At 58.3% G+C, this 25,450-nt stretch carries 22 protein-coding genes; 10 read left to right on the top strand and 12 right to left on the bottom strand.

The window, feature by feature from the left end; translation table 11 throughout:
- Positions 1 to 295: 295 nt before the first annotated feature.
- Both XH93_RS09265 and XH93_RS09260 read right to left on the bottom strand, forming a co-directional pair.
- Positions 296 to 1,696, bottom strand: a complete 1,401-nt coding sequence (locus tag XH93_RS09265; RefSeq protein ID WP_194473250.1) for an aminotransferase — start codon at positions 1,694 to 1,696, stop codon at positions 296 to 298.
- A gap of 10 nt (positions 1,697 to 1,706) precedes the next feature.
- On the bottom strand, positions 1,707 to 3,221 hold the full coding sequence (locus tag XH93_RS09260) for an NAD-dependent succinate-semialdehyde dehydrogenase (protein ID WP_194473249.1): 1,515 nt from the start codon (positions 3,219 to 3,221) through the stop codon (positions 1,707 to 1,709).
- Between the two features lie 154 nt (positions 3,222 to 3,375).
- On the opposite strand from XH93_RS09260, the gene XH93_RS09255 reads away from it, so the two are divergent.
- The gene (locus XH93_RS09255) at positions 3,376 to 3,852 is read left to right on the top strand and encodes an Lrp/AsnC family transcriptional regulator (RefSeq protein ID WP_194473248.1); all 477 of its coding nucleotides are present in this window, start codon (positions 3,376 to 3,378) and stop codon (positions 3,850 to 3,852) included.
- A 235-nt stretch (positions 3,853 to 4,087) separates the two neighbouring features.
- Here the strand turns inward: XH93_RS09255 and XH93_RS09250 are convergent, their stop codons facing one another.
- Positions 4,088 to 5,377 (bottom strand): serine hydrolase, encoded by a 1,290-nt coding sequence (locus XH93_RS09250; protein WP_194473247.1) that lies wholly within the window; start codon positions 5,375 to 5,377, stop codon positions 4,088 to 4,090.
- A gap of 298 nt (positions 5,378 to 5,675) precedes the next feature.
- Between XH93_RS09250 and XH93_RS09245 the strand changes: the two genes are divergently transcribed.
- The 5 genes from XH93_RS09245 (at position 5,676) to asnB (ending at position 12,192) form a co-directional block, all read left to right on the top strand.
- Entirely contained in the window at positions 5,676 to 6,992 is a 1,317-nt protein-coding gene (locus XH93_RS09245; protein ID WP_194473246.1) for a hypothetical protein, read from the top strand.
- 79 nt (positions 6,993 to 7,071) lie between these two features.
- Positions 7,072 to 7,974 carry a hypothetical protein gene (locus XH93_RS09240; protein WP_194473245.1) on the top strand — a complete coding sequence of 301 codons (903 nt, stop codon included), beginning with the start codon at positions 7,072 to 7,074 and terminating at the stop codon, positions 7,972 to 7,974.
- Positions 7,964 to 8,416 (top strand): hypothetical protein, encoded by a 453-nt coding sequence (locus tag XH93_RS09235; RefSeq protein WP_194473244.1) that lies wholly within the window; start codon positions 7,964 to 7,966, stop codon positions 8,414 to 8,416. The genes XH93_RS09240 and XH93_RS09235 overlap by 11 nt, the downstream gene beginning before the upstream one ends.
- 1,030 nt (positions 8,417 to 9,446) lie before the next feature.
- Complete coding sequence (locus tag XH93_RS09230; protein ID WP_194473243.1) at positions 9,447 to 10,061, top strand: GNAT family N-acetyltransferase; 615 nt, start codon at positions 9,447 to 9,449, stop codon at positions 10,059 to 10,061.
- 301 nt (positions 10,062 to 10,362) lie between these two features.
- A complete protein-coding gene (asnB, locus tag XH93_RS09225; RefSeq protein WP_194473242.1) occupies positions 10,363 to 12,192 on the top strand; it encodes an asparagine synthase (glutamine-hydrolyzing) in 1,830 nt (609 codons plus the stop codon).
- 201 nt (positions 12,193 to 12,393) lie between these two features.
- Here the strand turns inward: asnB and XH93_RS09220 are convergent, their stop codons facing one another.
- The 8 genes from XH93_RS09220 to XH93_RS42925 form a co-directional block, all read right to left on the bottom strand.
- Positions 12,394 to 13,236 carry a serine hydrolase gene (locus XH93_RS09220; protein WP_194473241.1) on the bottom strand — a complete coding sequence of 281 codons (843 nt, stop codon included), beginning with the start codon at positions 13,234 to 13,236 and terminating at the stop codon, positions 12,394 to 12,396.
- Between the two features lie 50 nt (positions 13,237 to 13,286).
- Entirely contained in the window at positions 13,287 to 14,417 is a 1,131-nt protein-coding gene (locus XH93_RS09215) for a sugar ABC transporter substrate-binding protein (RefSeq protein WP_194473240.1), read from the bottom strand.
- Positions 14,418 to 14,491: 74 nt separating this feature from the next.
- Positions 14,492 to 15,502, bottom strand: a complete 1,011-nt coding sequence (locus XH93_RS09210; RefSeq protein ID WP_194473239.1) for an ABC transporter permease — start codon at positions 15,500 to 15,502, stop codon at positions 14,492 to 14,494.
- A gap of 4 nt (positions 15,503 to 15,506) precedes the next feature.
- Positions 15,507 to 17,033, bottom strand: coding sequence for a sugar ABC transporter ATP-binding protein (locus tag XH93_RS09205; protein WP_194473238.1), 1,527 nt, complete (start codon positions 17,031 to 17,033; stop codon positions 15,507 to 15,509).
- 602 nt (positions 17,034 to 17,635) lie between these two features.
- Positions 17,636 to 18,001, bottom strand: coding sequence for a hypothetical protein (locus XH93_RS09200; protein WP_194473237.1), 366 nt, complete (start codon positions 17,999 to 18,001; stop codon positions 17,636 to 17,638).
- A 650-nt stretch (positions 18,002 to 18,651) separates the two neighbouring features.
- Positions 18,652 to 19,158 (bottom strand): hypothetical protein, encoded by a 507-nt coding sequence (locus tag XH93_RS09195; protein ID WP_194473236.1) that lies wholly within the window; start codon positions 19,156 to 19,158, stop codon positions 18,652 to 18,654.
- A 9-nt stretch (positions 19,159 to 19,167) separates the two neighbouring features.
- On the bottom strand, positions 19,168 to 20,316 hold the full coding sequence (locus XH93_RS09190; protein WP_194473235.1) for a helix-turn-helix domain-containing protein: 1,149 nt from the start codon (positions 20,314 to 20,316) through the stop codon (positions 19,168 to 19,170).
- Complete coding sequence (locus tag XH93_RS42925; RefSeq protein WP_194473234.1) at positions 20,316 to 20,612, bottom strand: type II toxin-antitoxin system RelE/ParE family toxin; 297 nt, start codon at positions 20,610 to 20,612, stop codon at positions 20,316 to 20,318. The genes XH93_RS09190 and XH93_RS42925 overlap by 1 nt, the downstream gene beginning before the upstream one ends.
- A 108-nt stretch (positions 20,613 to 20,720) precedes the next feature.
- On the opposite strand from XH93_RS42925, the gene XH93_RS09180 reads away from it, so the two are divergent.
- A complete protein-coding gene (locus XH93_RS09180) occupies positions 20,721 to 21,617 on the top strand; it encodes an IS1 family transposase (protein ID WP_194473233.1) in 897 nt (298 codons plus the stop codon).
- Here the strand turns inward: XH93_RS09180 and XH93_RS09175 are convergent.
- Positions 21,577 to 22,185, bottom strand: coding sequence for a hypothetical protein (locus XH93_RS09175; protein ID WP_194473232.1), 609 nt, complete (start codon positions 22,183 to 22,185; stop codon positions 21,577 to 21,579). The genes XH93_RS09180 and XH93_RS09175 overlap by 41 nt on opposite strands.
- A gap of 522 nt (positions 22,186 to 22,707) precedes the next feature.
- On the opposite strand from XH93_RS09175, the gene XH93_RS09170 reads away from it, so the two are divergent.
- From XH93_RS09170 to modC, 3 genes are all read left to right on the top strand, one after another.
- Positions 22,708 to 23,133 carry a GNAT family N-acetyltransferase gene (locus tag XH93_RS09170; RefSeq protein ID WP_194473231.1) on the top strand — a complete coding sequence of 142 codons (426 nt, stop codon included), beginning with the start codon at positions 22,708 to 22,710 and terminating at the stop codon, positions 23,131 to 23,133.
- Positions 23,134 to 23,698: 565 nt separating this feature from the next.
- The gene (locus XH93_RS09165; protein ID WP_194473230.1) at positions 23,699 to 24,223 is read left to right on the top strand and encodes a hypothetical protein; all 525 of its coding nucleotides are present in this window, start codon (positions 23,699 to 23,701) and stop codon (positions 24,221 to 24,223) included.
- On the top strand, positions 24,220 to 25,422 hold the full coding sequence (modC, locus tag XH93_RS09160) for a molybdenum ABC transporter ATP-binding protein (RefSeq protein WP_194473229.1): 1,203 nt from the start codon (positions 24,220 to 24,222) through the stop codon (positions 25,420 to 25,422). Before XH93_RS09165 ends, modC begins: the two co-directional genes overlap by 4 nt.
- Positions 25,423 to 25,450: the final 28 nt, after the last annotated feature.

Here is a 25,450-nt window from a genome sequence, read left to right as displayed (position 1 = left end):
ATCGATCTTCATTCTGACGCTGGATCACAATGGAGGTTGAGCAGCCTTGCCCGCATAGCTTAGGCCGGCGCTTCAATGAGCCGGCGTGCGAGATGCAGTCTCCGCTTGGCACAAGTAGGTCGGAGTCAAAGCTTGCGACCTATGCACAGCTGTCGCGGGCGACGCTCTGAACGGACTTCGTCCTCGGCCGGCTGCGCGCTTGGCGCGCAGCTGTTCTCCAGCGCTCGGCCGATCTGTCGGGGCATGCGATCTCGCGGGCGCGTGCTGCAATCGCAGCGCGACGTTTGAATTCGCTTCAGGCGACGGTCGACTGTCCCGCAATTTCGTCGATCACGTGCTTAGTCGCCGCGTACGCGAGTTCGATCATCTCATCGATCTCCGCTTCGGAGATCACAAGAGGTGGGGCAAAACCCAAAATGTCTCCATGCGGCATTGACCGGGCAATAAGACCCCGATCCCGCGCAGCTTTCGAGATGCGGGCGCCCACCTTGAGCTGCGGATCAAATCGGCGCTTGGTTTGACGATCGGCAACGAACTCGACCGCGCCAAGCAGACCCACACCTCTCACCTCGCCGACGATCTCCAACTGAGCAAATCGTTCCTTCAGCCGCCTTTGGAAGTGTGCACCGACGGTTTTGGCGCGGTCGCTTAGGTGTTCCTTTTGAACAATATCCAGGACCGCATTTGCAGCAGCGGCCGCGATCGGATGGCCCGAATAGGTGTATCCATGCGAAAACGCCCCGACCCGATCCGCCGCCTCCTCCATGACGGCGTAAACCTTTTCGCCAACAATGGCTCCAGAAAGCGGCATGTAGCCGGACGTCAGGCCTTTGGCGACTGTCACCAGGTCCGGCTCGATCTCATAAAGTGTGCAGCCGAAATCCGCACCCGTTCGGCCGAATCCGCAAATCACCTCATCAGCGATCAGAAGGACGTCGTAGCGCCTGAGCACAGCTTGAATTTCGCGCCAGTAGCCGTTAGGCGGCGGCGTAATCCCCCCCGTTCCGAGCACAGGTTCAGCAATGAAGGCGCCGACCGTTTCCGGTCCCTCTCGCAGGATCAGCTGTTCAAGTTCGGCTGCACGCCGGCGCGAGAACGCCTCCTCCGTCTCGCCCGGCTCGGCGCCCCAATAGTAATGCGGCGTGCCCGTGTGCAGGATCCCGCGAAAGGGAAGGTCCATATGATCATGATAGAAAGACATGCCGGTCATCGAACCGGAAATGACTGAGCAGCCATGATAACCTCGCTCACGCGAGATGATTTTCTTCTTATTGGGCTGTCCGCGGAGATTGTTATAATACCAGACGAGCTTGGCCTGCGTTTCATTGGCATCCGATCCGGACAGTCCGAAGAACACTTTGCTCGGCTTGCCCGGCGCCATTCGGACCAGACGATCAGATAGCATCGCCAGCTCTTCGGTCGTATGGGCGGCATATGTATGGTAGTATGCGAGCTTGTAGGCCTGCCGCGCGATGGCCTCAGCCACCTCGGTCCGACCATAGCCAATGTTGACGCAGTAGAGCCCAGCAAACCCATCGATATAGCTGCGGCCTTCGGCGTCTTGGATGCGAATGCCTTGGCCACCCGTGACGATCGTCGGATCACCGATTTTACCTTGGGCAAACTCCTTGAGCTGCGTGAATGGATGAAGAACCGTTGAACGGTCTCGTTCGGCGATGGTTTTGATATTAAGCATTCCCACTCTCCTAAGCTTCCAAATCGCCGAAGCAGACGTATTTGAGTTCCATATATTCTGCTAAACCGTGTCGCGAGCCCTCACGACCTAACCCCGACTGTTTCCAGCCGCCGAACGGAATCGGCGGCCCGGTGAACGAGGCTGTATTGATGCCGAGCATGCCGCACTCGATTTGCTCCGAAAGGCGGAGCGCGCGACGTAGACTGTCCGTGTAGACGTACCCGGCCAGTCCCATCTCATTGGCGTTGGCTCGGGCAACGACCTCTTCTTCAGAATCGAACGAAAGCACGGCAGCTACGGGTCCAAAGGTTTCCTCACGCGCAATCAGCATGCCTTCGGTGACATCACTGAGCAGCGTCGGAGGAACGAAGTTTGGACCAAGACCGGCGCCTCGATGCGCGGAAAAAACCCGAGCGCCCTTGTTCAAGGCATCATCGATTTGAGTCCTGCATTTATCGGCGACCGTCAATTTGGTCATTGGCCCGATGTCGACCTCAGGCTCCAAGCCGTGACCGACCTTGAGCTCGGCAATCGCCGCCGCAAACGCCTCAACGAAGGCCTTATAGATGCCGCCTTGAACATAGATGCGATTAGCAGCCAAGCAGTCCTGACCCGAGGTGGCAAATTTCGCGGCTAGCGCCCCCTTGACGGCTTTCTCAAGATCAACGTCATCAAAGATGATGAAGGGTGCATGCCCTCCCAGTTCCAGCGATACCTTCTTGATCGTGTCGGCCGCTCCCTCAAGAAGGAGACGGCCGACTTCGGTGGAGCCGGTGAATGAAAGGGCGCGGATTCTTGCATCGCGCAAAAGCGGCGCTGACAGCTCGATCGGATGACCAGTGAGGACTTGAAATACGCCGCGTGGGACCCCGGCCTCTTCGGCCAACCTGGCCAGGGCGAGAGCGCAGAGCGGCGTCTCGGGGGCCGGCTTCACGATGATCGGACAACCGGCCGCAAGCGCGCAACCCGCCTTGCGGGTAATCATGGCGATAGGGAAATTCCACGGCGTGATCGCCGCCGCGACGCCAATCGGCTGCATTCGCACCTGAAGTAAACTTCGAGGCTTGTGGCTCGGGATTGTCTCGCCGTATGCACGCTCCCCCTCTGCAGCGAACCACTCGAGAAATCCGGCACCGTACGCAATTTCCTGGCGCGCTTCGGCTAGCGGCTTGCCCTGCTCGCTCGTCACCAGGATGGCGAGTTCTTGCAAATGCTCGAGCATCAATGATGCCCAAGATCTGATGATGGCGCCCCGACTTGCTGGCAGCAACTCCCGCCAGGCAGCAAACGATCGCTCGGCGGCAGCGATCGCCTGATTCATATCCGCCTCGGAGCAACGAGCCGCCTCCGCGATCGGCTCGCCAGTAGCTGGATCGACCACCGGGTCTCTTTGCTCGCCGGCGATCCAGCGACCATCAATCAGCGCGGCTCCCGCTACAAAATCGCGCCGAGGCAGACTTTCTAAGTGCCGGATAGCAAGGCCTGTGAAATGAGGGCTGTTGTGGCGAGCAGTTTGGAGAGGCATTCGACGTCCAATGCGGTGATTTTGTTGATATTTCCTTTGTATTCAGGATACTGGTGTCACAACCGACTTTTGCGGCGCATTTCATGCCGCTCGGAGGATTTCCTGCATCGCACAGGCACTTTGCGGTGCAATTCACCTGACGGCGGAGACGACCATGCGGTACGATCGAATAGACGCCCGGATCCTGGAGATCGTGCAAAAAAACAACCGTTTAACGTCTGAGGTGATCGGCGAAATGGCGGGGCTTTCCCCCACCGCATGTCAGCGGCGACTAAAGAGGCTGCGCTCGGAAGGCATTATCGAGGCCGACGTCTCCATCATTTCGGCGAAGGCGGTCGGAAGGCCCATTCAGATGCTCGTGCTCGTGAACCTCGAGCGGGAGCGTTCGGATATCATCGACAGATTCAAGAAGGCGATCAAATCGTCCGCTGAGGTCGTTAATGGATTCTACGTTACTGGCGACGCCGACTTCGTCTTATACGTTACGGCGCGCACCATGGAAGAGTATGAGCAGTTCACTCGGCGATTCTTCTATGAGAACCCGGACATCAAAGGCTTCAAGACTATGGTCATCATGGACCGTGTCAAAGCGGGCTTTGCCGTTCCAATTGAAAAGCCGTCCGAGGATTGATGCGAGTGTCAGGTCTCGTCGATCGATGCCTTGCACGGGCGTCTGGTGACAAGATCGTGCAGGTCTCGAGGCATCCGCATATCCCACACCCTCAGCCAGCAATCCTGTGCTTTGACTTTGGCTTCCTTAGGCCCCGCAAGAACTGTCCGCCATCAAATCGCACGCGATGCTATCTGGCGACTGCGCGCCTTTGGGCCGAGATGGTACGAGCAGGATCAACTGCTCGTTGTCGGCACTAGCGAGACAGCATCTGGCCTAATGCGAACATCTGGGGCATCGTGATCGGATCGCTGAACGCGGCCGATGCCATCGGGTGCGAGGCGAAGCGCGCGATCACCATCTCCGCCTTCGGCGCAATATAAAGACGCTGACCATGGATGCCCCGGGCTTCTATGGCATCCAATTCGTTGTGCGTCACCCACCATTGGCTGCGATAGGAATAGTTGAGTCCCATCAGGGGAAATTTGAGGGGGGCGTCTTTCTGCAAGTCGTGTACGACGCACGCAGGGATCAGCTGCTTTCCATTCCACTGTCCTTCGCGCCGCATCAATTCGCCGAAACGTGCCAGGTCGCGCAGTGTTGCCGACAATCCCGCGCCAGCCATTGGCATGCCGACGGAATCGACGATGACGTAACCGTCCTGCTCGCAGCCAAGCGGCGCCCAGAGGAGCTCGCTGAGCAGCTGCACGAATGAACGGCCCGTCACGCGCGCCGCTACCCAAGCCATGACTTCGGTGTTCACGCTCTTATACGAAAATGTCTCGCCGTGAATGCCGGCCTTCTTGATTGATCTCAGGTAATCGGCAGAGGTCTTCGAGCTCCGCTCGTTGCGCGGGCGCCATCCGGCGGCCCGCGCATAGTCCCAGACATCCGAGGTCGGCTCGGCATAGAGCTCCGTGTAGAGGAGGCCCGTTTGCATGTCCATCACCTGACGCAGCGTGGCATCATCCCAAGCGGTGCCGCGCAGTTCAGGCAGGTAGTGCGGGATTGTCTTTGAGTCATCGAGCACGCCTTCGGCGACGAGGGTCGCCGTGAGGGTGCCTGCGTACGATTTCGTGACCGAGTTGCACGCATGCGGCAGGTGGGACGCGAGTGCGCCAAAGTACCGTTCATATACTATGCGTCCACGGTGCAGCACCAGGATGCCGTCAGTGTAGGTGTCGATGAGCGCCTCATCGAAGCGGCGCGGGCGCTCCATCATGTCGATGAACGTCAAAGCATCGATCTCGACCGTCCGATCGTGGCGCTCCAGATGCGACGGCTCACCGGGTCCGCGCCAAACATTGAGCGTGGCCGCCAGCTCGCGCATGTGTGACAGTGACCAACGTATTTTTGGGAATTGGAGGAAGGCATCGCTCTCGAACGTGATGCTCTTGTCCGCAGGGGGCGGAGCGCCCTGCATCCAGCAAAGCCTGCCGGGGTCGGACGCACGGCCATCGAGATACTGCTCCCGATCAAATTCGAGCATACCGTTCGACAGCTTCTCCTCATTTCCTGCACACGCATGCCGTCCGTCTTCTGTCATAGCCTTCTTTCCCGCAACCTGTTTTTGCCTGCTTTTATCGCCTTCCTGAAGCCGAATTCTCCCAAGGCGCGACGGTGCAACGCTGAAATACTGCGTTTAGCTGGGTCGATACGCTGTCTGGCGCTCTTACGCCGTGCTCGTTCAGGATTGCCATTGCCAAATGGGATTCATTCCGAGCTAAGTCTCCTCGTGGCGATGCGCTCAAGGCGGCTTCCAAGGTAAAGGGACCAAGTCTCGCTGATTGCACGCGATATTCGACTCGGCTAGTAGTGTGCTTTTCGTTATGGGGCTGCGGAACTTGGCTCTATCTGGAGGCGGCAATAACGACCCAGCGCAATGGAAGGTTGGTGCGCAACTCCTCGCCGCCAAGCACAGTGCAGTAACGACGCTCGATCGGGTCACGCTCCGATCGACCCTCGTTGAGCTGAACGCGCTTTTCCTGGAAGCACCGACGTCGATACAAAAGGCCTATCGTTCCATGTCGGAGCGACGAATCGTTCGCGCCTACGACGATTTTGCAAATCGCCTGACCGACGGATCGCTCGCCTGGTCCGTTCCGGACAGTCCGGAGAAAATCGCAGAAGTCCTCGGCGGACTTATACGAGCGGTGGACTGGACTCTTGTTCAAAGAGAAAACAAGTGCTGGACTGAGCCCGGCGAGTGGCTGGTCGACGACCTATGGTTCGTCATTCCAAGAATGGGCCTCAGCGCCACACGGCCCCCCTCGCGCAACCAAGCCTATGAAAAGCGCGGGCTCAGATTCCACCGAATCATTCCAACGAAGATCGATCGCTTTCGCGTGAATGTTGTTCCCAGCCGCACTCATCACCGCTCGGCATCCGATCATCAGACCTGGAAAATGGGCGCGTGCTTGTTCGAGGGCCTTAAGCTAAATCCCGATATCGTCGACGATGAGGGGCAGGAGAAGCACTTCGTGGTTTTGAGCGCGGACTGCCCTTCCGCTTCGGCAAGCGTCAAATCGCAGATTGAAGATGCGTTGAATGCTGATTGCATTGCTCTTGTCTGGCCAGAACTGACAGTGCCGCCGGCTATCCGGCGTGAAATTCAGGAGACCCTGAATGCTCGAGACATGGTGGACGGCCGCGAGGGACCCGAGGTTGTGGTTACGGGTAGCTGGCACGAGGAGACTGAAAAGGATCGCGTCGTAAATCGCGCGCACATTTATGATGGGTACGGTGTCGAGCGATTAGTGTACGACAAGATCCAGCCCTATGCCGACGATGATTGGGGCATTGAGAACATCGAACCAGGCGACACGATTTCGATATTGGCGAGCGAAGCCGCACTGATTGGTTTTGCGATCTGCCTGGACTTCTGTGATGTGGTTTCAAATCCATTCACCGAACTCGATCTCGATATCGTGCTTATCCCTTCGATGGGCAATGATCGGACGATGCAAGGCCACCAGACGACAGCATCCCGAGTGGAAGTGAAATTCGGAACCCGATGCTTCGTTGTCCAGCAAACGACGTCCACGAAGTCCAACGATAGACGAATAGGTACAATATTACCTCTTCTCAAGGAGCCAAACGGGGTTTCCGTCGCGGATCTAGGGCAAATGGTCCCATGGAAATCGTACCTGTGGCCCACTTGAAGCCCTAGATTCCAACGACGAAATCAGAGTAAAGCGTTGTAAAGCGTTATTAACTGAGATGAAGTATGGAGGGCTCATCATGTCGGATCTCGAGCTCGAAAGGATTGAAACCGGCGAGGCCACCGCGCAGGAGGCGCGAAGTGCCGTTGCTGCGCTCCTCAAGGAGGGCTCGGAGAGAAGTCTTCGTCAGTTGTATTCGACGTTGGCAGCCTGGTTGTGGAAAGCACTTGAAAGCGGCCGACGAGACCAAGAACTCTGCGAGTGGTTCGACATCTTTCGGCGAGCCAGTGTGTCGCCCGCCGTGAGGGACACTCCGTATGTTGAGCGGCTCCGTGCCTTTTATGATCTGTTGGATATGTCCATAGCGGTATCCAGAGTGGTCGATCCAAGCGAGGTATTAAGACGCCAGCACGTCGTGGCGATCCTTGGATTGCTCCGGCGACTTGGTCCGCGGCCGGTCGAAAAGGCAACTATTGCCCGAAAGCTAAAGCTTCAGCCGGCAAATCTTAGTCGCGTTCTGCATATGATGGGGAACGCGCGCTTGGTCGAACGAACCAGTCACGGCAAGCAAGCCCATTTCGGTATTACGCGAGAAGGAGCTAATGCTCTCGCCAGGTCGGAACGTTCACTTGGGCAAGAGAAAGCTCCGGTCAGGATAGCCAGGCCAATCGAAGCTCATCGCGAGATTACCCCTGAGCTTGTCGACGCGATCTTTGCCGTGGCTGCAGAAAGAGATCTCGTACCGAGCCGCGGCAAAAGCATTCCGGCTTGGCAAAGCAGCTTGAAGCGCATCGCTCCTGCAGCAGGCGACTCACCGCGCTTCCCCCCTCGCGTTATGAAAGCAAAGCAAAAGCAACCGTATCGAGGGCTTCAAGTCAGAACCTATACCCAAAAGCCGGAGGCACCTCGCGGCCATCTTCCCATCGAAGCGCTCCACAAAACCAGAACTTCATTCACAGAGGAGCTTGATCATGTCGAATGAGGACCGAGTAGCTTCGGCCGCCAGTCAAGCGTCCTCGAACGAACATGACACGGTCGTTGTGTACGGGCAGGCTGTCGTCGACCACATGACGTATGTTTCGTCGTCTTACACATCCCTATTGATGTGTATGGGACAGACGGTGAAGGACGCGGAAGCAGTGCTGGTACCTTTCGTCGAGATCAAGTTTGATGGGCCAAGGAACGAAGAGGGCGAAGCGTCCGGCGCCTTGTTTTCTGCGGCGATGCCCTTGGAGAATATCGCATTTGTCTTAGAGGACGTCTCTAGCGATCTCATTGCTGTGCTCACGCACTTGACTGCTGTGAGCTCCGGACGCGCGAAGCTGGAACCTCGACGGATAGCTGCGACGAAACAATATCTTAGCGACACCAAACAGAATTTGGAAAAGTGCCTGGCCGAACTGGATGCGATGGGACGAACTTAACTTCAATCGAAGGCCTCTCGGCAGAGACCTGCAGCGGACCGAGCGCCGTAAAGACTCGGACTTATTCTTCGGACCGGAAAGCAGGCTCCATATCGGTCAACCCATCAGGGCAGGCACTCTCGCACTAAAATCCGAAAGCGAGCTGCGAGCAAAGACCCCGTTGCCATGTTGTCCTGAAATTGAACCAGGTCGAGCGAGTCGCAGTTCCTTCGAAAGCTTGAGATTGGCAGGGCCGTATTTCGTCGATCAATCAATAGAACCGCCGCCCCAGCATAGCTCTTCTGGCAACAACCGTTCGATTCTCCTGATGCGTTGGGTCGAATCGCGCCATGTCCACTCTCAGCTCAGATAGGTGCGGGCATTTGAGCGGCTGCTAATGTTCCGTGCATTCGGCATATCGATCCAAGCGCACTTTGGTGTGCTGCGTCGTTCGATTCGGACAGGCGTCATGTGTCAGCACTCGAGGATCGACACCAGTTCCTCCCGTATCGAGATGAAGTTCACCCAGCGGCGGAGATTGTCATCTTCTTGAGTTTTGGCCACCGCCTTGTGTTCTGTCGGAGCAAGTCGCGCACATCCGCTGGACTGCTCTGCTCCAAACTCTTCGCGGTCGGGACCGCGTTGAGTTCGGCAGCTCAAACCGCTGTCGGTTTAGCGGTAATCGATCCGCTGGCCGACTTTGGTGATTTTCTCGTAGTGTCTCCCAGCCTGCTGGGCATTCGAAGATGGCTTCCAGGCCGCTATCGTTGGTTTTCCAATCCGCGACGATCCGCCCAAACACATCGGCTACATTTGCTTGCGCAACGCGGCATCGGCTCGCAGCTACCCCGACCGCATCGATCCGATGCTGGTGCCGACCAATGATGGGAAGCGACAGAACACCTCTGATCCATTTGCCTCGACCCACGTTGGCCGATCCCGAGCGCAGGGCTTCTGGGCCGCACATAGCGACTGCTGCGACCATTTATAGGCAATGCCACCATTTTGCCTCGGATGAGCTCAAGGCGCTCGCTGGAACCGAGCTGGGGCGATGCCGGCGCTGCGCCATGAGGCAACCTTGTTGGAAACACCGATGATCAAATCCGACACGGAACGCTTGCACCTCGCCTCCCCGGGACTCGAGCATGAAGCGGAATTGTTCAAGCTGCACAACGATCCCCTCGTCCGCAAGGCGCTGTTCAACGACGTGCCGCAAAGCGCTGAGGACGTTCGCAAGTGGCTCGATCGGTTTATCGCCGCTTGGCGCAAGAATGGCTTCGGCGACTGGATGGTCTACGAAAAGACCCCCGGCGGCCTTGTCTTCGTGGGCCGCTGCGGCCTGCGCGACTATGAGGATACAAATAATCTTGAACTCGCGTTCTCACTTACCGAATACGGGGCTGGACGAGGCCTGGGGCCGGAGGCCGCACGCTTTGCCATCACCCACGCCTTGCAAAATTCGACCAAGGAAAAGATTGCCTGTGTCATCGCGCACGGCAATGTTCGCTCCGAGCGGGCAGCCAAGAAGCTTGGGCTGCGCTACATCGACGACCGCTGGTATCAGCACAGGTTCTGGCAATATTACGAGATGACCCGCGAGGAATATTGCGGCCTACAGGACAAGCAAATCACAAGGCGAACGCGAATGCAGTGCGATACGGCGTGATCGGCTGCGGGCCAGTACTTCGTGTTTTGACACGGATCGAGCTCCACAGAAACTTTGTCGCTGAGGAGCTACTGTCGGCTCCGAACACGAGCTTTCCAGTAGCTCGCGCGGGCCGCCCAAACACGTCAGCGCTCATCGCCTGCTGCTGCGCCAAGGTGCCTGTCGCTGGAACGCACTGCCGCAACTCGTCGAGTTTACCCAGGTCGACGATGCGGCCAAGGAGAGATCGTGTTCGCGGATGCGGCATCGTCCATCACCCCCGAACTTGCGCGGCAAGCAACATAGAGCAAGGAACCAAAGCATGTGCGGCATCTGTGGACGGATTGACTTCGATCGCGACCTTGGCGTTCCTGAGGGCCGACGAGAGCTTGCCGCGATGACGGCCACCATGGCCTACCGCGGTCCCGACGACGAAGGGACCTGGATCGACGGACCCGCGGCACTCGGACACCGCCGCTTGGCGATCATCGACATAGCGGGCGGTCGCCAGCCGATGACACTCGAGGCGGATGGCAGCCCTGCGATGGTGCTCGTCTACACCGGAGAAACCTACAATTACCGCGAGCTGCGGCAACGGCTCATCTCTCTTGGTCATCGGTTCGATACAAGCAGTGACACGGAGGTGGTGCTGCATGCCCACCGCGAGTGGGGCCGGCAGGACCCTCGATCGGCGGTGAGTGAACTCAACGGGATGTTCGCCTACGCTCTGTGGGACGTTGCCAGGCGCGAACTGTTTCTCATACGCGACCGGCTCGGCATCAAGCCGCTCTACTATTACCCAACCCAGCACGGCGTGCTGTTCGGCTCAGAACCAAAGGCGATCTTGGCCAATCGCCTGGCAGAACGGGTCATGGACACCGACGGGCTTCGTCGCACCCTGTGCTCCATTGCCGATCCGGACATCACCGCATTCCGCGGCATGCGTGAGGTTGCGCCGGGTCATATCGTCCGTGTGTCACGCGGCGGCATCCAACAAATGAGATACTGGCAGCTCACTGGGGCCGAGCACATCGACGACGTGCCGACGACGGTTCGGCGGGTCCGCCACTTGCTCGAGGACACGATCCAGCGGCAGCTTATCGCTGACGTGCCGCTGTGCACGCTTCTGTCGGGTGGACTTGATTCCTCGGCGTTGACCGCAATGGCAGCGCGCTTCAGCGACAAACGGATGCGATCCTTCGCTCTCGACTTCGTCGGCTACACCGATAACTTTACCCCGAGCCCGATGTGTCCCACACCCGATGGGCCCTACGTGCAGGAGGTCTCAAAGTTCGTCGGGACGGATCACACAAATATAACCTTATCCGCAGACGAGCTCTTGGATGCGGGCGTACTGGCCAGCACCCTCCACGCCCACGACTTGCCGTTTACAGGGGGTGACCTCGACAGCTCGCTCTATCTGTTGTTTCGAGGCGTGCGGCAATACTCGGCACTGGCGCTGTCTGGAGAGTCGGCCGACGAACTCTTCGGCGGCTATCCATGGTTTCACGATCCCGCGTGCGTTCAGGCCGAAACGTTTCCCTGGCGCGAGAGCGTCGATATCGCCCGAGAGTCGTTAGACCGCGGCCTCGCCGCGAAGCTCGACATGCCTGGTTATCTCGATGAGCAATATCGCAGGGCGCTTGGAGAAGTTCCTGCCCTGACTGGCCCCTCCTCGGCCGATCCGCACGAGCGTCGCATGCGCGAAGTGTGCTACCTCTTTCTCACGCGCTTCCTGCCGAGGCTGCTGAACCGCAAGGACCGGCTGAGCATGGCTTCAGGCCTCGAGGTTCGAGTCCCGTACTGCGACCACCGCCTCGTTGAGTACGTATTCGGCGCCCCATGGGCTCACAAGACGTTCGACGGGCGCGAGAAAAGCCTGCTGCGGGCAGCGGCTGCGGACCTGCTGCCGGAGTCGGTGGTACGACGAGTTAAGAGTGTGTTCCCGTCTATCCAAGATTCAGCCTACTACAGAATGCTGCGCAGTCGCTTCGATGCGCTGCTGAATGATCGCAACGCGGCGGTGGCTCCACTGCTGTCGGTCAACGGCTCACACGCCTTACTCAACGCCACGGACGATGTCAGGTGGGTGCAGCATATTCTCAACCTGCAGGATTTCCTGACTAATTACAAAGTGAGCCTCGCGCTCTGAGATGTCAGCAGCGTTTCGGCTGAACGCAGGAAGGCGCAGGACGCCATCGGTTGGTGCGCGGCAATGGCATTATTGTCTGCTGGTTTGAATGTCAAAGCGCGCGCCGACCGACCACCACGGTCAGCCCATGCTCGTTCAGCACGCGCCATCACGAGGACGGCTCCTTCCGGTGCTCGGCACAGTGCAATCGGTCATCCTGGATCAGGCGGCTGTAAGGTCGTTGAAGAGCGCTTCGCCGAGATCGCCCATGAAGCGCGCCACTGCGTTGTCGGGAAGAAACGATGGATCATCGCCACTGGCGAAGGCCGTCATGACCAGTGTTGCGCCGCGCCACTCGATGATGACGGCATCGCCTCGAAATCCGGAGACAAACCCGGTCTTGCCGGCAACCGTGAGAGCTGGCGCCCTGCCCGTATCTGCCGCATATGGATCGTAGGACAGCTTGCGCGGCAAGAGATCGAGATAATGTTGACGCGACATAATTTCGCGCATGCTCCGCGACGCCCGAGCACTGATCAGCCGACCTTCGGCGATCGCGGTCAGCGTCGTAAGGAAATCGCGGGCTGTGCTCACCGCAAACTTTGTCGGATCGTTGCCGATCTTTCCGAAATCGATGCGGTTGACAAGGCGGGTCGATTTCAATCCCATTTCGGAAATAACCTGATTGATCCTATCGAGGCCGACCAGGTCGATGATGATATTGGTGGCAGAATTATCGCTCAGGATGATCATGAGCGTCGCGATATCGCGAAGCGGCATGGTCACCCCGGCCGAAAGGTGCTTCAGCACTCCCGATCCGCCGACGAGATCGCTGGCCTTGACAGTGATGAGCCGGTCAAGCGATTGCCGTCCTTTCTCGACCTCGCTCATCAGCGCGACCAGGATCTGAAGCTTGATACAGCTGGCGGTCGCGGTCGATTTGTCCGCTCGCCAGCTGATCATCTTCCCCGTCGAGAGGTTGCATCCAGCAAAGACGACATCGCCGGACCAGGTCCTGGCGAGATCGATCGCGCCGGAACGGCTGGAAGAATCCGCTCTTGCCATAGGGTCCTTGGTCGCGAGATAAGGGGTCGGGTTGGCCCGAGCCCGAGGCCTCAAAGGTCTTTGACGTTGCCGAACTTCTGCAAGATGCCGGTCGCTGCCAGATACTTGTTCTCCGGCACGAGGGGCGGTAGCAGGATGACCTTGCCGAGCGCGTTGTAGTAGGCGTCCACGTCCTTCTTCGTAAGCACGATCTGCGGCGCCTTGGTCAGCGGGGGCGGAGTTGCGCCGTTCACGATCGCGACGCCCATGGCGAGAAGATATTGCCCCCAATGGGTGCTGAATACCGAGCCTTCACCGACCCATTGCGGGTTGGTGCGAAGCTCCTTGAGCGCGGCGACTGAGCCGCCGAGACCGGCGATCAACGCCTTGTCGCCGCGGCCCGACTCGGCAACAGCGCGCCATGTGGCGATCGCGGAATCATCGTTCACCGCAAACAGCAGCAGATTGCGGTCCTTAGGTATGGTCTGGAGCACGTTCTTGACCGCCGAATAGCTGCTTTCGAGCGCGCCCTTTCCATCAACCTGAATACCGGTCGGGCTAATGACGGTTGTCGTCGCAGAGATCGCCTCGGGGCCGACCCTCTGCATCCCCATCTCTTCAGCGGCAGCAATGTAGAAGTAGCGAACACAATCGTTCACCTCCACACCGGCAGCGGACGCCTGCGCGACCAGCACCGTCGTGTTGTCGGCCGTCCAGCCCTTTTCCTTGGCGACTGCGACCACGACCCTGGCCGCGTCGATGCCGATGTCCTTGTTGACGAGGTTAAACCAGTGTCCGCCAGGAACGGGAACGTTGATGGCGACATAGGGGACTTTGGACCGCTCGAAAACCTTGCGCAGGGAGTTGCCGATGCCTTCGACGCCATTGTATTCGAAAACGACGTCAGGCTGCTCCTCGATCATCAGCCTGGCATTGTTCAGGGCGGTAACGCCATCATTATTGTTGTTGTAACGTGATAGTGCGATGCCGACCTTCTCTGCCGCGTCCTTGAAGCCGTCGCCGAACTGCTTGAAGAGCTCGCCGGACTCCTGGACATTGGCGAACGCGAACTTGTATTTGCGATCGTTGGCTTGCGCCGAGCGAAGGCTTAATCCGCAGAGAACGGAGCCGCCCAAAAGCGCAGCGCCACCGAGGATGGTGCGTCGAGTCGTCGTAATTGAAGTTGCCTTCTTCCAATTCATGATGTCCCCTTTTCCCTTTAGTAAAAACTGTCAGCCGGCCGTTGGGCCTGCTTTGGGGAGAGTGCCGCAGCCACTCAGCCCTCCTCGCGTGCGAGCACTTCACGCAGCCTGGCGAAACTGACTCCGATGAGCAAAATGGTTCCGGTCACAATCTGTTGGTAGAAGGACGGCACGTGCAGCAGCGCCAGCCCGTTCGCCATGGTCCCGAGGATCAAGACACCGATCAGCGTGCCACCCATATTGCCTACGCCGCCCGACAGCGAAGCGCCGCCGAGCACGACGGCCGTAATGGAGGACAGTGCGGCGTCAGATCCGACGGTTGCCGAACCGGCGAGGAGCTCGTTGGAAACAACGACGCCAGCAAAGGCGGCAAGCGATCCGCAGAGCACGTAGACCGAGATCGTCACGAGATCGACGCGGATGCCAGCAAGGCGGCTCGCTTCCGGATTGCCGCCGACCGAATAGAGCATACGTCCGTAAACGGTAGCGCTCAGCAGAAAGGAGCTAGCAAGCGCGAGAACGACAAAGCTGACGACGTACCAGGGAACGTTGGCAAAGGCCGGATCAGCCAGCACGCCCGCATCGGCATTGGTGAGTGGCACGGTGACACCGTCAGTCACCGCATAGGCCAAGCCAGCAGTGATCGACAGTGTGCCGAGCGTGACGATCAGCGGACTGATTTTGATCTTGGTGATGATGAGGCCATTGATCAAGCCGACGATGGCCCCGATGAGGATAACGAGCGCGATGGCGACGGGCACGCTCACGCCAGCATTGGAAAAGAGCGCGAAGAGCACCGAGCCCAGTGGAAGAACGCCCCCGACCGAGAGGTCGAATCCACCGGAAATGATCGCGAGCGATTGCCCTAGCGCGACAATGCCCAATACCGTGACATTGGTGAGCACGTTCGCCGCGTTGGTCCAGGTCAGGAAAAACGGGCTCGCGAAGGACAGCGAGACAACAATCAGAAGGTAGAAGAAGCCCATCCCGAAGAACTGAAGAAGGACGCGAACCAGCCTTTGTCGCCGTATTGCGGGATCGGCGGCCGATTCCGGCGCGGTGCTCTCAATGACTGCCTGGCTCATCTGGTCAAATGCCTCCTGCCGCGAGCGCGGCCGCAGCCGCCTGAGTCTTGGCGCCGCCGCTTAGCTCCCCGGCGACACGCCCTTCTCGGATCACGATCAACCGATCGCTCAGCTCGACTGCCTCCTCGATATCGGATGTGACGACGACCATCGGGCACTTCGTGCGGGCGATGTCGCGAAGAAAAGAGTGGATCTGCGCGCGCGCCCCGACGTCGACGCCGCGGCTCGGCTCCTGTAGAACGAGGAAGGAAGGGGCCATTGCCATGCGCGAAGCGAGAAGGATCTTCTGCTGGTTGCCGCCGCTCAACTGGCTGACCGGCTGATCCAAGCGGCGGTAGCGTACGTCGAAGCGTTTGCCGATCTCACTCGCCCACCGTCGTTCGAAGCCCACGCGGACGACGCCGAAACGAGACATATGCGGCAGGACGAGCGAAACGAGGTTCTCGCGGATACTTCGTTTCAGCACCAGCCCCTCGCGTTTGCGTTCGGCAGGGACATAGCCGACGCCAAGCTTCCTTGCCTGGATCGGCGTGGAGGGAATTGGGCCGTCGCGCCCATGCAATGAGAAAGCGCCGGAGATGTCGCTTCGCGCCCCGCCAAGCCCTTGCGCCACAAGCTCGGCGCCAGAACCCCGCAGTCCATAAAGGCAGACGATTTCGTTGGCAGCAACGGTGAATGACACCCCGGCAAGAGAGGGGATGCCGCGTCGCGACCAGTTGCTGACGACGAGCGTCGCGGCTTTTGAGGAGGTCACGGACGCAATCCTGGCCCGCTTTCCGTGCTGATCGTGACCGAGCATATGGCGGATCAGCTCCGATTTGCTGGTACCGGCCGTAGCCAAATCGGCGACCTTACGGCCATTGCGCAAGACGACGACACGCCGACTGAACTCGTACACTTCGTCCATGCGGTGCGAAACGTAGATGATCCCGACGCCATCGCGGTTCAGGCGACCAACGACGTCGAAGAGCCTGCGGCTCTCCTCCTGGCTGAGCGCTGCCGTGGGCTCATCCAGCACGATGATGCGCGCTTGACGGCTCAGCGCCTTGACGATCTCAACAATTTGCCGCTCGGCAAGAGTGAGACGAACCATCGGGCGCGACACGTCACCAAGATCAACGCCGATACCGGCAGCGGCTCGCTCGGCGGCCTGCCGCGTCGAACGATGCGTGACGACGCCAAGCCTGCCGGTCCAGCGGTTAAGCATCACATTATCGGCAATGGACAGATGCGGCACATAGGCAAGCTCCTGCGGGATGAGCGCGATCCCATGCGCCAACGCGTCGCGCGGAGCCTGGAAAGCCACAGACGTGCCTTCCAGGGTCATTTCACCACCATCGTCTGGCCGGATGACACCGGATATGATCTTGGAAAGCGTAGACTTGCCCGCACCGTTTTCGCCGAGCAGCGCAATCGTCTCACCGCGCGCGAGATCGAGATCGACCCCCTGCAGCACCCGCGTGAACCCGAACGTTTTGCCGACATTGCATAGCCGCAAAAGACCGCACGGGACTTGGCCGGAGCCCGACAATACAGCTTCCGGACAAACCTCGACCGCAGAGACAGTCGAACTCCTCATCACCCCTCGCGCGTCGTTTCACTTCCGCAAAGATATTTTTGTGTCCGCTGTACGAGCGGATCGCCAAATATTCTATTTTTTCCATGCAGTTTGGCAGCGTTTCTAACCTATTTCCCGCATCTTTTATGCAAGCCCCCCCCTCCTCCACGCCCAACCAGGGAGATCTCGCCCCAAACGGAATGCCGGCATGAACGAGGAGCTCATCGGCAAGGCATCATGAGCTGCATCAGCGAGAAGGCGTCTTGGTCGAAACGCTGATGCTCTGTAGCTACGTTCAGGATGCAAGCCGTAGGTCCGTTCGTCGCGGGGCTTAAATCCTGTCCAGCCCAGCGCACGTACAGATCACCATAGCGCCCGACGATGTATCGGCGCGCTTCTGTCGCCCCGTCTCGAACAGGCTGTCAGGCCGTTTCTTGGGAGTAGAGCGTCCTGCGCCCGCTCCGCCCAAAGATTTCGAAGCTGGCGCCAGAGGCGGGATCGCGCCCCGACAGCCTCAACCAAATCGATGGCGCCGCCCTTTGCAGTGCTCGGACGAACTCCGCTTCACGATCAAATTACTCCAGAACGCGATCCGCCAGTTGCAGAATATCTTGATTTGAGACGGCTTCCTGATCGACCGCGCGGAGGCGGCATGCGGCAGCAAGGCGGGATACATCCCGATCGCTGCTGTACATGTCAGGCTGACCCAGCTTCTCCACTAACGCGCAATGCGGATGGCTTGTCCCGGCGTCAGCGACTGCGATCAACATCGGACTATAGAGCGCACTTACCCCAAGATGCGGGATTAGCTCGCGCAACTTCAAAAATATGTCGATACCCGCCAGATCAAGGTCTCCCAAAAACACGTTTCGGCGGCAGCGGCTTTCCGCCATCGTGGTTGGCGGCGCTCCGGACACGCGGGCGAGCTTGATCCGGTCCAATCGGCCTTCGACAGCTAGTCAGGACCACGTTATGCCGCAGCCGTAGGTCGCAATGACCGTGATACGCTCGGTCAAACCGAGAATGACCAAGCGCTCCATGCATTCAGGGTTCTCGACCAACAGTGTGAATTTGCGGTAGTGTCTCAGTTTGAAAATGGGGGACGACTACTCGGGGCGCTCAAATTCGCAGCCGGGTTGGCCGAACGCCGGATAGTGGAGAAAGAATAGGTTTGAGCCCTTAGATCGGGCGTACTTTGCGAACCACTTTCGCAATTCGTTTGGGGAACCGCCAATCCAGTCATTCAAAGCAAGGACAACGTCATCAGGCGGACCCCTGTCAGCTTTGATGTAGGCGTCAAATATATCCTCAACGGCTCTTCTGTGGTCATCTGTCATAGCTTTTGCCTCTGTCGCGAAAGCTTACCGCTAGCCCTTCTTCCACCGGGCCGCTGCCGCCGCTCTGGCGATCTCTGACCTCTCTTGAGGGGAAAGCACCTTGGCGCGGACCTTGGCACCCTTCCTGCCCCCTTTGGCCCGGTTAGGAGCCTTTCCGGTCGGTTCTTCGATCTCTCCGGTTGCGATCCGGCCAACCCTAATGGCGGCTCCGATCACGTCGCCGGGGCGTTTCTCACCCTTTGGTCCACGGGGCATTAAGCCGCCTCATCCTCGTCGTCATCCCGGTCCCGATTCAATAGATCAGCAGCGCGCCGCTCTGCAACGTCGTCAGAGAAATCGAGGAAGAAAGTTAGTTGCGGATCGTCAGGGAACACCTTGTTCATATGCTCAACGTCGCAAATCGCACGGTAAACGTCGTTCGCGGCGGCATCCCGACGCTGTCTGACGGCCTTCTGTCGCAGATTCGGCGTTCCGCCCTTGTCCGTATCGAACCAGACACGGCGCGATGTCCCATCATCCTCAAAGGAAAGGACCGACTGTTTAGCTCTGTAGGAGAAACCAGCCTCATCCATTCGGCTAGCCTGCCGCAGGACTCGGGAAACTTGCCGCCGTAGAAACTTCCGAAGGTCCTGAGGTCGTGGGGCAAGTCGGTTGTTTTCAACTGCCCAAACTACGAAATCGTCCGGGTCGTTGGCTGCCGCTCCCGTGATTTCTTCCCATTCATTCCACGCCCGTAGCAACTGCTCATCGTAAGTGGCCATTCTGGCCTCCTATAATCCGGTTGGTACAAGTCGTCCCCAACCATCGACGAATTTCCAGTCCATCAAGTAGTCGCGAATACTGTTTTGGTATTTCCTGAGCCAAGCGTAGTTCTGACGCTTATGCTGTATTTGCCCGATTACGATTGCAGGGTGGATTTCCAAGCGAGCGGCAAAGGCAATAACGTCCTGCTCCGATATGAACGCACCCTTTCTCGCCAAAAACGAGTTCAATTGCGCCTTGGGAATGCAGAACTCTATCGCCGCCCCATCTGCCCGCTTCTCCTCGTCAGGCTTATCAGCGTGCTCATCAAAGTGCGCGGCGTCGATCTCGTCCACCGGCGCAAAAGATACGTCTCTGCCGTCGCCTCGCAGGACGTGCTCCAATTCGTGGCGCAGCACGAAGGCAAAGTTGTCGAAGCGATCTAACCGAGTTGTCATTCCAACGGCCGGTTGACCGTCTACCCAGACGCATACGCCATCGATTTTTGATTTCGGCAGGGCTTCGACCAGAGCAAAACGAACGCCGCACGCGTGAAGAATCTCCGGAATATGGATCAGGTCATCTTTGTCGAGCAAATGTGCTCGGAGCCGCCCCAGGTTCTTTCTAAGAGCATCTTCGGAATACGGCGGAGCCTCTTGCATTTTCGCAATAGTCATCACCCGATGCAGCCATGCGTACTGAATCGCCGTTGTGCCCTCATATCCGCTGCTCTTTTTGGCGGCATAGGCCGTGATTTCTCCCTCGCCAATGAACGGGATATCTTCCACGCGGTTCTTGCCAAAGAACCGAAGCATTTGGAGATCGAGCAAGCCCGGCTCGGTATCCTCGATCCATCCGCGCTTTATCATTTCGCGGACTGGGAAGTGCGCTACCCAAGACGCGCGGGTGCGCACCCCCGGGTCCACCGGTTTGACTCGATTGAGTTCATAGAGCTTCTGCAAGTTGGCGAAGAACTCGGCGGGCATGTCGAATGCGTCGCCCAGCGCGGCAGCCAAATCAGGGGTGATGTTGGCCTTGCCGGTGAGAAGCGGGTTGAGCTGCTGCACCGACATTCCAAGGATGTACGCCAGATCAACCTGAGACCAGCCACGGGCCTCAAGCTCCTCTGTGATGAACGTACCCGGATGGTCCACGGATGCGATTTTGACCTGTGCCATCAGTGATAATCCTCTACAGCGATTATTGTGACGGTGGGCGGCCTCGTGGTTTCGTTGAGCGAGAACACGATCCGGTATTTCTCATTGACCCGGACTGACCGATAGCCATCACGATCCCCCTTTAGTTTTTCGTAGTGCAAGCTTTTCCAGTTCCTCAGTGCACGATCATCCGGCGCGGCACGAATGAGGGTCAGCTTTCTCCTAGCCGACCTAATGACAGGGACAGGAAGCCGCGTTTGCCCCGCGTCTTCCGTCTCAATCAGCGCCAATATTGGGTCTGCGAACACAATATCCATCCGCGCCGTATGGCATTGATTCTTATATAGTTCAAGCCGGTTTAATGCAATGGCTTAAACTGAACTTTATGCTTGACAATAGCAAGTTTTTTCAGTCAAATCGGCGTCATGAACAGGCTTCCGGTTGAAACCCGCGTCCAAATCCTCTTGATGCTCTGCGAGGGCAGCAGCATGCGGTCGATCAGCCGGATTACCGGCGCATCGATCAACACGGTTACGAAGCTGTTGGTGGACGCTGGCGAGGCTTGCGCCGCATTCCATGATGCGACCGTGCGCAACGTGCCCTCAAAGGCCGTCCAGTGCGACGAGATTTGGTCGTTCAGCTACGCCAAGAACAAGAACGTCAAGTTCGCCAAGGCCGATGCGGGCGACGTCTGGACGTGGACTGCCATTGATGCCGACTCCAAGCTGATCGTTTCTTGGCACGTTGGCGACCGTGGCGCACACACAGGAACGGCCTTCCTGCACGACTTGAAGGCCCGCCTTGCCAACCGCGTCCAGCTCACCACGGATGGCCATAAGGCCTACCTGAAGGCTGTCTTGGACGCGGGGTTTGATGCCGACTATGCGATGCTGAACAAGATTTTCGCGACCGACTACGCCGGTCTCGGCCGCTATAGCCCTCCCAAGTGCATTGGCGCGATCAAGAACCCGATCATGGGCAATCCGGACCCGAACCTCGTCAACACTTCCTTTGCCGAGCGCCAGAACCTCACCATGCGCATGTCCATGCGCCGCTTCACCCGCCTGACCAATGCCTTCTCCAAGAAGTTCGAGAACCACTGCCACGCGCTGGCGCTCTACTTCTTCTTCTACGACTTCTGCCGGGTCCATAAGACGCTCGGCGCTACCCCGGCGATGGCGTCGGGCTTGGTCGATCACGTCATGAAAATGGAAGACGCCGTAACCCTGATCGACAAGCGGTCGGCACCGGCTCTGCGCGGCCCCTACAAGAAGCGGGAACCTAGGAAATTTCAAACTGAGACACGACCGAATTTGCTTTGAGCGGGCCCCGCCGCCAGCACATATCGCGGCCTGGCGCCAAACAAAGAGGCCGATATCCGGCCGCCGAGAGCGCCCTGCCCAGCTTCCCCAAGACCTTTAACGACCCCAACGCGTATTTGGCACTAAGCTCATAGGGGTCGCGATCAGCGAGCTCATCGCGATCCGCTAAGAGCCGAATAACCCTCCAGGAGATGCTCCATATCGCAGCGGGAAAGGCCCGCCAAACCAGCCCCCAAATCGGCCAGCGCCGCTTGCACGGCCACGTCAAGGTCTTTTGAAGAAACCAGACTAATATAAGCCATTCCTGCGCATGTTCCGATATCGGCGTCGGCTCCTCCGGCAAGCGCTGCAGGATGTTGACCCGTCCGAGGCCGTCACCGGTTGGTCTTATATTGTCGGTTACGCCTACCTGCGCCAGCGCGAGCAGGTTCTGACCAATCTGAAGGTGCGACATCGCCAGCCGGTCCGCCAGGCGATTGACCAACCGCGAGCCGTTCAGCCAACCACGGTCCCCGGCAAGGCGCTGCAGTTCACGATGGGTCTGAACGATGCCGTCGGCGTTGATCATTGAGCCAGCGTGAAGAGATCGGGGGTTGCCCTCACCAGCCTTGGCGACTCCGTTTCTGCCATCTGGCTCGGAAATACGGTCGACGTGGAGCGCGAAGGGCTCTAGCTGCTATTCAAGGCAACAATATCGACTATCTATTTTGGTAGTTTCAGAGCTCGATTGTCTCTCTATAGTCTATCCAACGTGGCCATCCATGCAGGACTTTGAGGCAACAGATCAAATTGTCGGTAATCGTTGCGTTCATGCTTGGCTGAGCCGCCATGATTTCTGAAGCGCTGCAGCGTAACGCGCGAAATGAGCCAATGCGCGCAAGTCAAAAATGCGTTTCACTCATGACGCAGTGCGATCAAAGCCGTCTCCGCTGCGCGCAATCATAGATGCGAACGCCCGACAAACACTGGCCAGCGCGATACTGAGAGCGGCGCTTATACCGATGCGGGGCAATTGAATGCGATTGCTTGTCTGTGGTCGCGAATGTCTCTTCATCACAGCGATGAAACTGGCGTTTGGCACGAGAATGGAATGCTTACCCTTGTTGTAACCGATGTAATTTCGCCCTCCATCGTAAAGGCAATCGAGAGAGGCCACAACGATTGCAATTGTCTTATTACCAGGACCGGCACCAATCATCCGCTCGCTGTGGTCTTGACGGATCCGGAAACCAAGCTCGTTGTGGGCGGTGCGATAGGGCTTTCATCGGTCGGACTGTTGTTTGTAGATGCATTCTTTTTACCCGAGCAATTAAGAGGAAAGGGCTTAGCAACAAAGGTCTTAAAGGAATTCGAAGACGAAGGGCGACGCCGCGGCTGTCGATTAGCTTTCCTCTATACGATCGATTTCTCGGATTTGTACGCTCGAAATGGGTGGAAGCCCTTCGGCCGAACGCCTTGCGACCGACCTGAAACATTCCGGATTTTCATGACCAAGAGTCTGGATGCTGGTTCATAGGTCCCGATTCCATGTCTGTCACCAAATGAGAATACTCCTCAAACTGATGCGCAGTCGGCACCCCCGTCGCTGAACCCGCTTTCGGAGAACCGTCAACGGACGACAACCGAGCCTTTGGCCAGCACCTCGCGTGCATGATCTCGTGGCTCGTTCGATAGGGTGACAAGTGGGATGGAAAGCAAGCTCAGCAAGGATTGCGCTGCGGGTTTGTTTCGGCCGCGCGCCAAAGACGGCGAGAGACTGAAACGCCAGTTTGTGCGTCGTCGGTGGAGAGGCATCTTGGTCGTGAGGTCAATACGACGTCACATTTCGAAGCTCAGCGGAATTCGCCGGGCTCTTAGCTCGAGTTTTCATCTCGTCTGCCTTAAATGTCCAGCTTGGTACACAAAGGTCGAAATGTAACAACGCGGCGCGACTACGTCAGAAATCTGCCCCGCCACCTATGCGCATTTCATTTTGCCAGCAAGGCTTATGATATCCTCAAATGGCACGCGGATTGCTCGGAAAGAGCAAAGAGCGGTCGCGAGGAAGGCGGTCGCGGCGGCTCTGTCCCCGGAGTCCTCAAATGCTTGCCCAACTGGTGACCGATGTCGCGCTCATGCGGCTCACGGCCGGAAATGCACGAGCAGTGAACATCAATAAGGCGTCCGGCACGAACTTCGCGCTGCTCACCAAAGAGGTTAGGGAGTTATTCAAGCGCAAAACCGAAGACGAGGCTATGAAGCTTCGGCGCAAGTCGATGGTTCTACAGCTAAACTACGCCAGCCGAGCCATTTCAGATGCTTCTTTTTGCCGGCTTGCGCATGAGCAAACCGATCGAGAATCTCCATGCAGCTGCGGAGCAGCGCGTCAATCGAGCGATCGGCGAACGTGTTCCGCGGAGCTCGACCGTCGTTGCGGTAAATGCCGTGGAGCTCAAGCTGCTGCCCGTCGCAAACCTGTCGGCCTGCAATTCCGCCGCCCGATACTGCGTCGCCCTCGAGGCCGGGACATCGGGCGCGTGAGCGCCGGCGGCAGCGTGCTGTCCACGCTTCCGGCCACGCTTCTCATCAATTTGATCGACAGATTGAGCGCTGGTGCGAGCACATGAGAATTGCAAAACCAGGCCTCATCGAGGTCGCCCTCAGCTGCTCTCTCGCCAGCATTCCGCTTGATGCGCATTTCAGCGTGCCGGCCAACGCGATAACGGCCATTTTTGGCCCGCCTGACTGCGGCAACACCAGACTGGCGCGTTGTATCGCCGGCCTCGACCATTTGCCAACTGGGTTCTGCGCATTCGATGGCGAGGTGTGGCAGGATGAAGACACGTTCCGTCCGCCGCATCTGCGTCCGATCTGCCATGTCTTCCAGCGGCCAATTCTATTTTCCGACTTGTCCGTCAGACGCAACCTGCTTTACGGCGTACCCCAATCCGAAACGGCCTCTATTGAACTTGATCGGACGGCCGAATTGCTCGACTTGGTGCCGCTGCTTGAGCGTTCTCCCTCACTTCTTTCTGACGCCGAGCGTCAGCGTGTCGCAATCGGTAACGCGCTATTATCTGGGCCGCGACTACTTGTGATCGAAGCGCCGCTCGACTGGCTCGATCACTCCACCAAGCGCGATCTTCTGCCGTACCTCGAGCGGTTGCATGACAAACTAGCGCTGCCCATCATCTATAGCAGCCATGACATGACTGATATAGAATGCTTGGCCGACAATCTCGTCATGATGAAACATGGCGTTGTTTCAGCGGCTGGGCCATTGCATACCCTGCAGAGCGACCTTGCGCTGCCTCTTGCCGATCGCAACGAAGCGGCCGTAAGTCTTGACGCCGTGGTCAGCGACTATGACGGAATGGATGGGCTGGCCGTCCTCGGCTTAAATGGTGCGCGCTTGGTTGTGCCAAAGGAACAACTCGCCCCGGGCGCGCGGCAGCGGCTTCGCGTCGCGGCCCGCGACGTCAGCGTCGCGCGTGAGCTGCCGCGCGCGAGCTCCATCCTCAATGTCTTTCCCGCTCGCATCGAAGCTTCCGCGCCATTCGGGACGGGCGAGGTCACGTTGCTGCTCGCGCTCGAGACCGGCGGCCCCGGCACACGCCTTCTATCTCGCGTTACGCGCCGTTCCTTCGATGCGCTAGGACTCAAGGACGGAATGGACATTTTTGCCCAAGTTACGGGCATCACGCTCGTCCCGACTTCTGAAGTGCGCCTGCAAGGGCTGACGGCCTCCACGCAAGGGAATATTCTGCGCAAGAAAGCAGGCGAGTCGCTTCATGCCGCGGGACTTGAAGGCGACATAGCGTTCTAGGGTACGATGGAACGCTCACACCCTTGTC

Source organism: Bradyrhizobium sp. CCBAU 51753 (assembly GCF_015291565.1).
Classification (GTDB): Bacteria; Pseudomonadota; Alphaproteobacteria; order Rhizobiales; family Xanthobacteraceae; genus Bradyrhizobium; species Bradyrhizobium ivorense.
Note: the sequence above shows the minus strand (reverse complement) of the source record. Positions and strands in the feature narration are given on the sequence as shown.